Source organism: Fluctibacter halophilus (genome assembly GCF_020687825.1).
Classification (GTDB): domain Bacteria; phylum Pseudomonadota; class Gammaproteobacteria; order Enterobacterales; family Alteromonadaceae; genus Fluctibacter; species Fluctibacter halophilus.
In genome coordinates, this window is sequence record NZ_JAJEWP010000001.1 from 1,097,141 (window position 1) to 1,110,623 (window position 13,483).

Sequence of the window (13,483 nt, forward strand, 5' to 3'; positions counted from 1 at the left end):
CCACTACAGGTATTTGTCAGCGCGTATCTCGTCCACCAGCCATTTTTTGTCAAGCCGCACCATTTCGACCACCCGCAAATCTTCAATTTGATCGCCGTGACGTTCACCGGTGAAGAACACCGTCACCACTGCATCTTTAGCAAATTCATTTCGGCCGACGGTGTTGCCGGTGTCCGGTTGAATGTCCACGGTATCGTAGGTCAGGTTCAACACATGACGCTGGAAGTTACGTGGCGTATGGTAGGATTTGAGCAACTTTGCCATGCGACGCGTGCTCATTGACATTGCACCATCGATGGTATCGTCTTCATAGATGTGTTGAAAAAACCGTACGGCGGCGAATTCCGGCGTATTGGTGTCCATCATGCCGTATTTGCCACCCCCTTCACCCGCTTTGGGGCGCGGAGCATTGTCACAGCCGGCTATGGCCAGCACAAGCGTGGTAATGAGCGCTAGATGACGCCAGGTTTTTTGCATGGGGATTGCTACTCTGTCTAACTCACCAGTCGTCAGTCTGCAATTTCACGCCCAAAAAGTAAAGGGAGGCGTAAGCCTCCCTTCAACAATGAACCATAAATCAGTAACTTACTGAACTTCTTCGAGATCAGAAAACTGTCCGGCAAACAACGGGCTGCTGAGGTAACGTTCGGTCGAGCTTGGGAAAATCACCACGATGTTTTTGTCGGCATTTTCCGGGCGTTCTGCCAGTCGCGCCGCAGCAACGGTCGCTGCACCGGTAGAAATACCGGCCAGTATCCCTTCTTCCTTGAGCAGACGATGAGCCATTTCAATGGCTTCGTCGTTAGACACTTTTTCCACTTCATCGATCAGATCGAGGTCAAGGTTGCCGGGAATGAAACCGGCGCCAATGCCCTGGATTTTGTGCGGTCCCGGGGTCAGTTCCTCGCCCGCTTTGGCCTGGGAAATGACCGGTGAATCCACGGGCTCAACCGCAACGGTGGTAATGGCCTTGCCCTGCGTATTTTTGATGTAGCGACTGACACCGGTGATAGTGCCGCCTGTACCGACGCCAGCGACGAAAATGTCGATGTTGCCGTCAGTGTCTTTCCAAATTTCCGGACCGGTGGTTTTTTCGTGGATTTCCGGGTTGGCGGGGTTATCAAACTGTTGCAACAGTACGTATTTGTCCGGGTTGGAGTCTACGATCTCCTGGGCCTTGGCTACTGCACCTTTCATGCCTTTGGGGGCATCGGTCAATACCAGATTAGCACCGAGCGCTTTAAGCAGCTTACGGCGTTCCAGACTCATGCTGCTGGGCATGGTCAACGTCAGTTTGTAGCCACGGGACGCCGCAACAAATGCCAGCGCAATTCCGGTGTTACCACTGGTCGGCTCAACCAATTCTTTGTCTTTGGTCAGTACGCCGCGTTTCTCTGCGTCCCAGATCATGTTGGCACCGATTCGGCACTTGACGCTGAAGCTGGGATTACGTGCTTCCATTTTGGCGTACACGTTGCCTTTGGTAACACGATTAAGCTTCACCAGCGGTGTGTTGCCGATGGAGAGCGAGTTATCTTCATAAATGTGCATAGATGATCCTTGCAAAATTCTGTCGGGTCCGGTTGAGAAGAGTGTTGTTAATCGTCACCGGACGCTTTACCTTTACCCAGAGGGTAATACTATACCGTTATAAGATTAAGGCGAGATGGGCAATTTCAAAGTGCTTTTTCGCTATATCTTATTGTTTATTGATAACACGTTGTTAACAGGGGAAACCATGTCCTTCGAAGGAACCCAAAAATACATCGCCAGCAAAGAGTTACAACTTGCGGTGAATGCCGCCATAACACTGGAACGGCCGCTGCTGATCAAAGGTGAGCCGGGTACCGGTAAAACCATGTTGGCCGAAGAACTGGCAACCAGCTTGGGCACCGATTTAATCCAATGGCACATCAAGTCTACCACCAAGGCGCAGCAGGGATTGTACGAGTACGATGCGGTATCCCGCCTGCGAGACTCCCAACTCGGTGATGACAAAGTGCATGACATCAGTAATTACATCGTCAAAGGCAAGCTTTGGCAGGCGTTTTCTGCCGAGCAGCGTCCGGTATTGCTGATCGATGAGATTGACAAGGCGGACATTGAATTTCCCAACGATCTGCTCCAGGAACTGGACCGGATGGAGTTTTTCGTTTACGAAACCCGCGAAACCATTAAGGCGGCGCAGCGGCCAATCGTGGTGATCACGTCCAACAATGAAAAAGAACTGCCAGATGCGTTTTTGCGTCGCTGCTTCTTCCATTACATTACCTTTCCGGATGTGGATGAGATGCGGGCTATCGTTGATATGCATTTCCCAAACATTAAAAAACAGCTCCTCAACCAGGCACTGGAAACCTTTTTCTCATTGCGGGAGGTGCCGGGACTGAAGAAAAAGCCCTCAACGTCAGAACTGATTGACTGGTTAAAATTATTGGTCGCTGAGGATATCCCTCCCGAGGCACTGCAAAGCAAAGATGGTAAGCAAACCATTCCGCCCTTGTACGGTGCGTTGTTGAAAAACGAGCAGGACATCCACCTGTTTGAAAAGCTGATTTTCATGGCACGCCGCTAACCATGCTGGTCGATTTTTTCTTTACCCTGCGCCAATACCAACTCAAACCCAGTTTGCGCGAGTTACTGGATTTGATCAGTGCGCTGGAAAAGCAGGTGGTGTTTGCCGACATGGAAGGGTTTTACTACCTGTCGCGCACCATCATGGTAAAAGATGAAAGTCAGTTTGATAAATTTGACCGGGCCTTCGCGGATTATTTTGACGGTGTTCAAAGCATCGACTTGCTCGGCAAGGATATTCCCGACGATTGGTTACGCAAGGAGCTTGAGCGTTTCCTGAGTGATGAGGAAAAAGCCAAAATTGAAGCCATGGGTGGGCTCGACGAGTTGATGGAAACCCTCAAAAAGCGTCTGGAAGAACAGAAAGAACGTCACCAAGGCGGCAACAAATGGATCGGTACCGGGGGGACGTCACCGTTTGGCGCCTATGGCTACAACCCCGAAGGGATCCGGATGGGACAAGACGGCAATCGCAACTTTTCCGCAGTAAAAGTGTGGGATAAGCGTCAGTTTGCCAATCTGGCTGACGACGTCGAACTGGGTACCCGCAATATCAAAGTGGCCTTACGCAAACTGCGTCAGTTTGCCCGTACCGGTGCCAGTGATGAACTGGACATGCCGACCACTATCCGTCAAACCGCCAAGAATGCAGGCTTACTGGACATCAATATGGTGCCTGAACGCCACAACGCGGTAAAAGTGTTGATGTTTTTTGATGTCGGTGGTTCTATGGATGCGCACATTAAAGCGTGTGAGGAACTGTTTTCAGCAGTGCACACCGAGTTCAAACACCTGGAGTATTTTTACTTTCACAACTGTGTTTATGAAGGTGTGTGGCGGGATAATCGACGGCGTCATGAACAAACCATCCCGTTGTGGGACGTGATCCACAAATACGGCAGTGACTACAAGCTGATTTTCGTCGGTGACGCCACCATGGGCCCGTATGAAATCACGTATCCTGGCGGCAGTGTAGAACATTGGAATGAGGAACCTGGCGCAGTGTGGATGCAGCGGCTGTTACAGCACTTCAGTAAAGCCATCTGGCTGAACCCACAGCAATACCCGTATTGGGAATATTATGCGTCCATTCGCATCATTCAGGATCTGATGGACAACCGTATGTACCCGTTAACCCTACAGGGAATAACGGACGGGATAAAGGCGCTACAGACCCGTTAGGAACACCAATGACCACAAACAATTATCACCCCACAACCGGTGACAGTGAAACCCGGGAAATTGTCACACCGTTTGCGTTTTCGGTTTCGCCAGAACTGTTGGGAACACCATTGGCCAGTCCGATGCGTCGGGGATTTGCGCTGGGTATCGATATGCTGCTGATATCTATGTTAACCCACGTGAATTCACTGTTTCTGGCTGGTTTACTAGCCATCATGTTTTTCCGCGCTGGCAATCGCCTTAAACAGAAGAAACGCTATAACGGTTTGCGTTTGTTGTTGCGCAGTCTGGCGGCCTTAATGCTATTTTTGTTTGCACTGGCGACCTTTGAGTCAGTCTTTGACGCGCCACGCTATGGACCGAAGATCCCGCCCGGTGTTGTCACCTACGGCCAGGATGACAGTGTGGGCGGTCTCGATGGGCTTAAATTGGTGGGGTTGACCGCCGGGTACGGACTTGAAATCGCCGATATGTATGAGCGGGTTGAACGGGGCGAGTGTAAACCGGCATTCACCTGCTGGCAGACAATCAGTACAGACATTGCAGATGTTATGGTTGAAACAGCGTTGCCGGAGGATAAAGCCCGGGGGCTGTTTGACGCTGTACATGAAACCGCCAGCGACCAGCTTACGGCTGAAGAGCAGCTGGCGTTGAAAGCCCACTTTGAAAAGACATATACAGCGCTAAAAACCGGTGAGACGGCCGCCTCGGAAGCCACCTCTGACGATGATACGTCTGTGACGGAAAAACTGCCTGACACAGTGAAAGACGATAAACCAGCGACATCCGCAACTGACGAAACGCCAGAGCATAACTTTGGTTACAGTCTGATTGAATGGGCCAAGGGGATCGCGGCTGACCTGGGCCTTGGTTTTGGTTGGGCAGCGTTTTATTTTTCTGCACTCACCACGTGGTTGAATGGCCAGACGCCAGGCAAAAAGGCGTTGGGGATAAAAGTGGTGAAGTTGGACAATAGCCGGTTAAACCTGTGGGAGAGCTTTGGTCGTTACGGAGGCTATGGCGCCGGTTTTGCGACCGGACTAATGGGCTTTTTGCAGGTTTTCTGGGATCCGAACCGTCAGGCCATTCAGGACAAGATTTCAGAAACCTTGGTGATCAATTTGCGCAAACCTAAACAGTCACTCGGCGGTAGCAGCGATGTCAAACCATCTGTTTGACGCGCTGATCCAGTGGGATCAACAACGGGACACCCTGCAATGGGTACTGGCGACCGTGATTGAGACCGAGGGTTCCAGCTACCGTAAAGCCGGGGCGATGATGCTGCTCAATGACATGGGCAAACATCATGGTTTGCTCAGTGGCGGCTGTCTGGAGGCCGATATCATCCGTCAGTCAAGACAATGCTGGGATACCGATACCAGTCGTATCATTGAATACGATATGCGCGATGAGGATGATCCCGCCTGGCAGCTTGGCATTGGCTGTGGGGGGCGGGTACGTATCCTGCTCCAACCGGTCAATGCTGCAACCGATTATCTGCAGTTGGGCCAGGTGATTTCAGCCCTGCACCAACGACAGACCGTGCAATATGCTGTGAGTTGTGATGTCGACGACGGACACAACCGGATCGTAACCGATGCCAATCCTGGCGATGTCCGAATGCAGCTCTTCACCCTGACACCTCCTACCGGGCTCCTGATCATGGGGGCGGGCATCGATGCATTGCCGCTGGTGAATTTGGCGGCTGATCTGGGCTGGCACGTGAGCGTGGCCGACCCTCGCACATCCCATGCCCGGCCAGCAGTGTTTCACCGTGCCCGACACCATTTGCGTGAGCCTTATGCAGGTCTTGATCACGCCCTGCTAAAAGGAATGGATGCGGTGGTGGTAATGCACCATCACATTCAACTGGATGCCGACGCGCTGGTGTGGCTGGCTGATGCCGGGGCAACGGATGTACGCTACACAGGCTTGCTCGGGCCACGCCATCGTACCGAACGGGTGCTGCAGCGGGCGGGCCTGAATGAGTCGTCCTTTGACGTTTTTGCCAATCCGATGGGTTTGTCGCTGGGCGGCGAACTTCCCGAACACATTGCGTTGTCGACCCTTGCTGAAATCCAGGCGGTGTTGCACGGCAGAACGGCGCGTAGCATCAGTCTGGCGTTGGGGGACTGAGTGATGCGTTATTGTCTGATCCTCGCTGCGGGTGCCGGACGTCGCTTTGGTGGCGCAAAACAGCTGGCAAACGTAGGGCAGGAAGCTATGCTTAGTCGCATTGTTCGTCATTGTCAGGCGAGTCAGGCGCAACGGGTTGGCGTGGTGATTGGCGCCTACCGGGATGCAGTGCGTTCGTTGCTACCGTCACACGTGGACGTGTTTTACAACAGCGGTTGGGAGCAGGGGATCGGTCATTCATTGAAATTCGGTGTCTCACAACTCCCGACTAGCGTCAGTTCTCTGATGGTGGTGTTAGGGGACCAGGTCGCTTTGCTGCCGGACACACTCAACACGTTGTGGCGTGCATGTGATGGCCAGCACATTGTCTGTTCAAGCTATGAACAGCAACGGGGGGTTCCTGCGGTATTTCCTGCCCCCATGTTTGAGCATCTGCTGGCGCTACCCGACGACAGAGGAGCAAAAGCGCTGCTAAAGGGCGAGCGGTTGCCAGTGAACCCGGTTTCCATGCCATTGGCAGCAACTGACATTGATACAACTGTGCAATTGCAGGCATGGTTAAACCAATCCACATGATAAAAAGGAACGTTGCATGATCAGTTTTACCCTCAATGGCAAAAAACAACAGGTGGATGCCGATCCGGCCATGCCACTGTTATGGGCCCTGCGTGATCTTCTTGGCCTGACCGGGACTAAATTTGGTTGTGGGATTGCACAATGCGGTGCCTGTACAGTGCACCTGGATGGGCAGGCCGTGCGCAGTTGCGCATTACCGGTGTCTGCAATCAGTGGTAAAGCAATCACCACCATTGAGGGACTGAACAGCGACCTTGGAGAAGCATTAAAAGCAGCCTGGAAAGCCCACAACGTTCCGCAATGTGGCTATTGTCAGGCGGGCCAACTGATGAATGCCAGTGCCATGCTGGCCAATAATCCGAACCCTTCCGACGCACAGATTGATGCCAATATGCAGGGGAATATCTGCCGCTGTGGCACCTATCCACGCATTAAAGCGGCGTTGCATGATGTCATCGCCCAACAACCGGCGGAGGGCTGATCATGACAACCAAGATTGAAAATGTCAGTCGCCGCAACTTTCTGAAAAACAGCGCAATTGGTGCCGGCTCTCTGGTCCTGGCGACCGGTTTACCGGGTTTTAACCTCGCCATGGCGGCGTTTCCGTCACCGATTGAAGGGGCTGGGGTGTTAAACCTGTTCGTTGCCATCGAAGCGGACAATCGGGTGCGCATCGTATGTCACCGCAGTGAAATGGGACAAGGGATCCGCACCGGTATTCCGCAGGTGCTGGCTGATGAGCTAGACGTTGACTGGTCAATGGTGGACGTCGTGCAGGGTTTTGCAAACCCGGGCTATGGTAGTCAGAACACCGATGGCTCCCGTTCAATCAGACGCTTCTTTACCACCATGCGCCAAATGGGCGCCAGTGCACGAATGATGTTGGAGCAGGCCGCTGCCGAAAAGTGGGGTGTACCGGTTGACCAGGTGCGTGGTAAGCAGGGTTACGTGCATCACGTTAGCAGCGATCGCAAACTGAGCTACGGTGAATTAGCCTCTGCGGCTGCCAAACTGACACCGCCACAAACGGACAGTCTGGTGTTAAAACCCGCCAGCGAATTTACCCTGATCGGAAAGGGCCTGGCGCCGGTTGACATCGACGATATGCTCGACGGCAGTGCGGTTTACGGACAGGATGTGCAGCTCGAAGGCATGCTGTACGCGAGTATTGAGCGCTGCCCTGTGGTGGGGCAAAAGGTCAAATCCCATGATAAAGCGGGTGCGATGAAGGTCAACGGTGTCCGCGATGTGATGGTGATGCCTGAACAGCCAGATGCTCCCGCGTTTCATCCACTTAACGGCGTAGCAGTATTGGCTGACAATACCTGGTCAGCCCTGCAAGGGCGTAAAGCGCTGAAGGTCGAATGGAGCGACAGTCTTCACCAGCAACACGACTCCGCGAACTACATGAGCACCCTGGTGGAGCGGGTGGGTCAGCCCGGCAAGGTGATCCGTACCCGTGGCGATGTTAAAGGCGCTTTCGACGGGGCAGACGCTGTCGTGAAGGCTACCTATCAGGTACCTTACCTGGTGCATGCGCAAATGGAGCCACCAGCCGCTACGGCAGTGGTCAGCGAAAAGCACTGTGAAATATGGGCCTGTACCCAGACACCGCAAAGCACCCAACAGAATGTTGCCCAAGCGCTGGGCCTGCAACCCGAGCAAGTGAAGGTCAATGTGACGCTATTGGGCGGTGGCTTCGGCCGCAAATCAAAGCCTGACTTTTCAGTAGAAGCGGCGTTACTGGCCAGACACACCGGCAAGCCGGTTAAAGTGGTCTGGAGTCGCGAAGACGATATTCAACATGGCTATTATCATGCCGCCAGTGCACAGCGCTTCGAAGCCGCGGTTAACAAAGATGGCTCTGTGGTGGGCTGGTTGCAACGCACGGCCTTTCCGTCGATTAGCTGGACATTTACAGGCACCGTGGACGAACCTCAGGACGGTGAATTGTCGTTGGGGTTTGGTGATGTGCCGTTTGCTGTCAACGCAATGCAATGTGAGTCACAAAAGGCCGAAGGCCATGTGCGGATTGGTTGGATGCGGTCGGTCAGCAATATTCAGCATGCCTTTGCCCAGGGCGCCTTTGTGGATGAAATGGCTGCCGCGACCGGTAAAACACCTCATGCGATGTGGCATGCGTTATTGGGTGAAGACCGTATCGTCGATCCGACCGCGGAAGGGTTCGGCTATGGAAACTATGGTGATCCTGCTGACGTTTACCCCATCGATATAGCGCGAATGAAAAGAGTGCTCGATGAGGTTGTCAAACAGTCGGGTGCAGATAAGTCCACCGGTGACAACGAAGGTTGGGGGATCAGCGTACACCGCAGTTTTGTGTCGTACGTAGCGGTGGCCTGCAAAGTACGTGTAGAGCAGGGCAAGGTCTCGGTGCTGGAACTGCATTCAGCGATCGACTGTGGCACGGTGGTTAACCCGGATCGGGTGCGCTCCCAACAGGAGGGCTCGATGTTGTTCGGCCTGTCCATTGCCCTGATGGGCGAAATCAGTCTGGAAGGTGGCAAAGTTAAGCAATCCAATTATCACGATTACCCGGTTACCCGTTATCATCAGTCGCCGATGATAAAAACCTACATCATTGCATCGGATGCACCGCCCGGAGGGGTTGGCGAGCCCGGTACGCCGCCAGTAGCCGCCAGTGTGGTAAATGCCATTTACCACGCCAGTGGCCGGCGTATCCGAACCTTGCCTGTCAACAAAACCTTGTCGGTGTAACGTCAATCTGGCTTCGTCTGCTTGAGTATGGGGTTTTTACCCCCATACTCGGTGTATGAAACCTGTCTCTTTGTTACCAACCATCTGGTTGAGTGTGTTCCTGACCAGCCTGCTGTGGTGTATAAAATCTGCCGAACTGTTGTGGCGCCTGGATCTGAGTGCGTTTGCAGTCGATCCACTGACTCTGCACGGCCTGTTGGGAATTGCCACCGCGCCGTTGATTCACGGTTCGCTGGAACACCTGTTCAACAATACCTTGCCGATGATCCTGTTGTTGATTGGCTTGCTGTACGGCTACCCGAAAAGTGCCTGGCGTGTGCTTGCAACGGTTTGGATTGGCAGTGGTATCGGTGTGTGGCTGTTTGCAAGGCCCGCATTGCACCTTGGCGCCAGTGGCGTTACCCACGGGCTGTTTTTCTTTTTGTTGGTTAACAGTATTCTTCGCCGCGACAAGCGTTCAATTGCAGTAATGCTGATTGCGTTTTTTCTGTATGGCAGTATGACCCTGACCATTTTTCCCACCGAACAGCATATTTCGTTTGAATCACACTTTTTCGGTGCTGTAATGGGGGTGTTCAGTGCCTTTATCTGGCGTAAAACCGACCCGTTTCCGGCAGTAAAACGCTACGAATGGGAAGGGCAGGAAAACCTGGATGATCCTGTCATTGGTGAACAGTGGAAAGGTGAGGCGCCATCCACGCAGCAGGACAGAGAATAGCTTGCTGAAATGGCGATTAGATTTCTCATGGTTGAACCTGTAGCCATTCGATGTTACCACTGGTATTCACCATACTCGCTGTTGCAGCTAATTTGTCATTCGATCAATGGAGGTGTTTATGACCGTGTTTGAATCCTTCAAACAATGGTGGCAAGGGATGGAATCTAAAGAAAGGCAAGGGTTAAAGGTACTTGCAGGCCTGCTTATCGCCGTGCTGGTTATGGCGCTTGGTGTGAATATCGGTGCCACGATTGGCGCGTTGTAATGGGAATTCTTGCTAGTAAGTTAAAAAAAAAAGCCCGGTTATACCGGGCTTTTTTAATGGCTATGTGACTTACAGTGTTGCTGGCTTGGTCGCCGGTGCAGTGGCGCGATTGCTTACACTGACCAATGCCGCAACGCGACCAGAAGCGTTCGCTGGTGCCCGCTCGCTGGCGGCCAATTCACGGATGCTGATCTCTCCCAGCGCCTGACTTAGCGGCGTGGGTTTGGTGGTTGGTGCTGTTGCACGGCCACCAATGATCACTTTCTTGGCTTTGCTGAACTGGGTTTTTGGTGCCGCAGGGGCTACTGGCGCTTCCGGTGCTTGCGCATCGTTACTGCCGTTTTCTGCGTCTGTTGCTTCAGCGCTATTTGCCTGAGCTAAAGGTGTCTCAGTTTCAGTTGCTGCGGTTGCTACGTCAGCTTCTGCTGTCGTAGCGTTAGCAGTGTCAGCCTTGTCGGTAGTGGCCTCAGTTTCAACCTGCGCAGCTTCTGCCGCCTGTGCACTGTTGTCAGTGCTTTCAACGTTGGTCGCTTGCTCCGCATCAGCTTTAGGCTTGCGGCGGCTACGACGTTTGGCAGGCGCTGGTTTTTCTTCTGCCGGCGCCGCTTCGGCAGCCGGTGCGTCCGTTGCATCCAGGTCAATTTCAACCTGTTTCGGTTGTTGTTCCTGGTTCGCAATCGGGGCGTCAGCCTGCTGCTCCGTTGCTTCACTGGAAGTGGCTGGCTCAAGTGGCAATTCATCTTGCCCTGCGTCAGTGTCTTCCGTCAGTTCTTTTTTGCGTTTCTGACCCGCAGCGCGAATGTGGCGAGGGGAACGACGTGAACGGCTGCGATCGGGTTTTTCACCGTCGTTGCCTTTTTCAGCGTCATCAGACTTTACCGCTTCCGGTGTTGCATCAGTGGCAGCATCAGCAACAACGGCATCTTGGCTAGGCTTAGCCTTAGCAGGCGCCTGAGCTTCTGTATTGCTGTTTTCTACTGGTGCTTCAGCAATGTTCAGGTTGTCCTGTTCCACCTCATTGTCTTGCTTCACCCGTACACTGCGACGATTGTCTCTGCGCTTACGGCGCTGAGTCACCTTTTCCTGCTTCTGAGCATCGGCTTTCTCGACCTGTTCACCTTTAGCCTGTTGCGGCTTGGTGTCCTGGGCCTGTTCAGATTTAGGCGCAGACTTGCGTTTGTCGTCTCGACGGTTCTGATTTTTGCGGCGACCATCCCCACGGGTTGATTCTTTCGTGCCACGGTTGTCAGCTGCTTTATTCTCTTCCTTGTCCGCAGCGCCCTTGCGATCTTTCTGGGCACCACCACGATTGTTGCGACGTTTACCGCCACGCTCGTTGCGGTTTTGACCACCACGACGCTGTTGTTGACGAGGCTTACCTTTGTTGGCAGAACCTTTGTCTTCTTCAGCAGTGAACAAACCGCCAAACCATTTGGCCAAACGTGACAATAACGAAGGCTCTGCTTTGGCAGGTGCCGCTGCAGGCGCCGGTGCGGTCGGCGCGATCAGGCCCTGCAGTGCAGGTTGCTCTTTGGCTTGAGCCGGCGCAATTGAACGCTCTGCTTCAGCGTCCTGAACCTCTGCCAACTCAATGTTGTAGCTCGCTTCGGTCACGGTTTCATCCGGACGGTGGCGCTCGACTTTATAGTGCGGGGTGTCCAGATTCGGGTTCGGGATCACCAGCAATTCAACGTTGTGGCGCTTCTCAATGCTACGAATACTACGACGCTTTTCATTCAACAGGTAAGTGGCAACCGATACCGGCAATTGCGCTTCAATCTGTCCGGTGTTCTCCTTCAGGCTTTCCTCTTCCATGATGCGCAGTACTGACAACGCCAGTGACTCTGTGCCACGAATAGTGCCGTGACCGCTACAGCGAGGGCAGACATTGTGGGCCGATTCACCCAGTGAAGGACGCAGACGCTGACGGGACATTTCCAGCAGGCCGAAGCGTGAAATACGACCTAATTGGACTCGGGCACGGTCATGTCGAACCGCATCTTTGAGGCGATTTTCAACTTCACGTTGATGGCGCACCGGCGTCATGTCGATGAAATCAATCACCACCAGACCACCGGCATCACGCAACCGCAGTTGGCGGGCGATTTCGTCAGCCGCTTCCAGGTTGGTGTTCAGTGCCGTTTCTTCGATATCACCGCCTTTGGTTGCCCGTGCGGAGTTAATGTCGATAGAAATCAATGCTTCAGTCGGGTCGATAACAATCGAACCGCCTGACGGCAAGCGAACTTCCCGTTGAAACGCGGACTCGATTTGGCTTTCAATCTGGTAGTGACTGAACAGCGGTACGTCGCCTTTGTATTGCTTCACACGATTGGCGAAGTCTGGGCGTACCAATTGAATATGTTTTAACGCCTGTTCGTAGACGCTGGTCTTGTCGATCAGGATTTCACCGATGTCGCGACGCAGATAATCGCGAATGGCGCGCACAATGACGTTACTTTCCTGATGGATCAGAAACGGAGCAGGGCGCGACTCAGCAACTTCCGAAATGGCTTGCCAATGGGTAAGCAATACGCTCAAGTCCCAGGCCAGCTCTTCATAGGATTTGCCGACACCCGCAGTACGCACGATCAGGCCCATACCATCAGGCAGATCCAACTTGCTCAACGCCTGCTTCAGATCGGTACGCTCATCACCCTCGATACGGCGGCTGATGCCACCTGCTCGGGGGTTGTTAGGCATCAGTACCAGATAGCTGCCTGCCAGACTGATAAAGGTCGTGAGTGCAGCGCCTTTCTGGCCACGCTCTTCTTTATCAACCTGAACGATAACCTGCTGACCTTCTTTGATCGCATCCCTGATATTGGGACGACCTTCAAAGCGGTATCCGTCTGGGAAGTAAGTTTTGGCAATTTCTTTAAGAGGGAGGAATCCGTGTCGCTCGGCGCCGTAATCGACAAAAGCGGCTTCGAGGCTGGGTTCAACGCGGGTGATGGTACCTTTGTAGATGTTGGCTTTTTTCTGTTCGTGGCCCGGGCTTTCGATGTCCAGGTCGTACAGTTTCTGTCCGTCTACTAAGGCTACTCGCAACTCTTCTTGCTGAGTTGCATTGATTAGCATTCTTTTCATGTATTAGAAACTCGGTTTTTAGGCACCGATCGGGAAGGACAGTAGATGTATGCTTGGCTGCACGCCTCTGAAACCGGAGTCTCTCGACTGCCAGAGGTGTGGTAATTGCGTCTTGTCAGTGGTGTTTCTGGTTGGAAACGCCCATCAACTGAGTTGATGTGGAAGCCTGACGCACACTTCCGAGTTGGTCTATCTTGTTACATTTG

General features: G+C 53.2%; 12 protein-coding genes. 9 read left to right on the forward strand and 3 right to left on the reverse strand.

The features are described 5' to 3' along the window. Window positions 1–3: 3 nt before the first annotated feature. Both LJ739_RS05080 and cysK read right to left on the reverse strand, forming a co-directional pair. On the reverse strand, window positions 4–477 hold the full coding sequence (locus tag LJ739_RS05080) for a hypothetical protein (RefSeq protein ID WP_229157642.1): 474 nt from the start codon (window positions 475–477) through the stop codon (window positions 4–6). A 108-nt stretch (window positions 478–585) separates the two neighbouring features. Continuing rightward, window positions 586–1,551: a cysteine synthase A gene (gene cysK / locus LJ739_RS05085; protein WP_229157645.1), complete on the reverse strand. Its 966-nt coding sequence runs from the start codon at window positions 1,549–1,551 to the stop codon at window positions 586–588. Between the two features lie 187 nt (window positions 1,552–1,738). Between cysK and LJ739_RS05090 the strand changes: the two genes are divergently transcribed. The 9 genes from LJ739_RS05090 to LJ739_RS05130 all read left to right on the forward strand — a co-directional run bounded on the left by LJ739_RS05090 (window position 1,739) and on the right by LJ739_RS05130 (window position 10,187). Further along, window positions 1,739–2,575, forward strand: coding sequence for an AAA family ATPase (locus tag LJ739_RS05090; RefSeq protein WP_229157648.1), 837 nt, complete (start codon window positions 1,739–1,741; stop codon window positions 2,573–2,575). A gap of 2 nt (window positions 2,576–2,577) precedes the next feature. Beyond that, complete coding sequence (locus LJ739_RS05095) at window positions 2,578–3,756, forward strand: vWA domain-containing protein (protein WP_229157651.1); 1,179 nt, start codon at window positions 2,578–2,580, stop codon at window positions 3,754–3,756. A gap of 8 nt (window positions 3,757–3,764) precedes the next feature. Further along, window positions 3,765–4,934, forward strand: a complete 1,170-nt coding sequence (locus LJ739_RS05100; RefSeq protein WP_229157653.1) for an RDD family protein — start codon at window positions 3,765–3,767, stop codon at window positions 4,932–4,934. Then, the gene (locus tag LJ739_RS05105; protein WP_229157656.1) at window positions 4,915–5,892 is read left to right on the forward strand and encodes an XdhC family protein; all 978 of its coding nucleotides are present in this window, start codon (window positions 4,915–4,917) and stop codon (window positions 5,890–5,892) included. Before LJ739_RS05100 ends, LJ739_RS05105 begins: the two co-directional genes overlap by 20 nt. 3 nt (window positions 5,893–5,895) lie before the next feature. Continuing rightward, window positions 5,896–6,468 (forward strand): nucleotidyltransferase family protein, encoded by a 573-nt coding sequence (locus LJ739_RS05110; protein WP_229159437.1) that lies wholly within the window; start codon window positions 5,896–5,898, stop codon window positions 6,466–6,468. Window positions 6,469–6,484: 16 nt separating this feature from the next. Continuing rightward, window positions 6,485–6,949 carry a (2Fe-2S)-binding protein gene (locus tag LJ739_RS05115; protein ID WP_229157658.1) on the forward strand — a complete coding sequence of 155 codons (465 nt, stop codon included), beginning with the start codon at window positions 6,485–6,487 and terminating at the stop codon, window positions 6,947–6,949. A gap of 2 nt (window positions 6,950–6,951) precedes the next feature. Continuing rightward, the gene (locus LJ739_RS05120) at window positions 6,952–9,204 is read left to right on the forward strand and encodes a xanthine dehydrogenase family protein molybdopterin-binding subunit (protein WP_229157671.1); all 2,253 of its coding nucleotides are present in this window, start codon (window positions 6,952–6,954) and stop codon (window positions 9,202–9,204) included. A 70-nt stretch (window positions 9,205–9,274) separates the two neighbouring features. After that, window positions 9,275–9,922: a rhomboid family intramembrane serine protease gene (locus LJ739_RS05125; RefSeq protein WP_407646741.1), complete on the forward strand. Its 648-nt coding sequence runs from the start codon at window positions 9,275–9,277 to the stop codon at window positions 9,920–9,922. Window positions 9,923–10,040: 118 nt separating this feature from the next. Beyond that, window positions 10,041–10,187: a type II secretion system protein M gene (locus LJ739_RS05130; RefSeq protein ID WP_229157675.1), complete on the forward strand. Its 147-nt coding sequence runs from the start codon at window positions 10,041–10,043 to the stop codon at window positions 10,185–10,187. 69 nt (window positions 10,188–10,256) lie between these two features. Here LJ739_RS05130 and rne read toward each other — a convergent pair whose 3' ends face one another. Next, window positions 10,257–13,268, reverse strand: a complete 3,012-nt coding sequence (gene rne / locus LJ739_RS05135; RefSeq protein WP_407646761.1) for a ribonuclease E — start codon at window positions 13,266–13,268, stop codon at window positions 10,257–10,259. Between the last annotated feature and the right edge of the window lie 215 nt (window positions 13,269–13,483).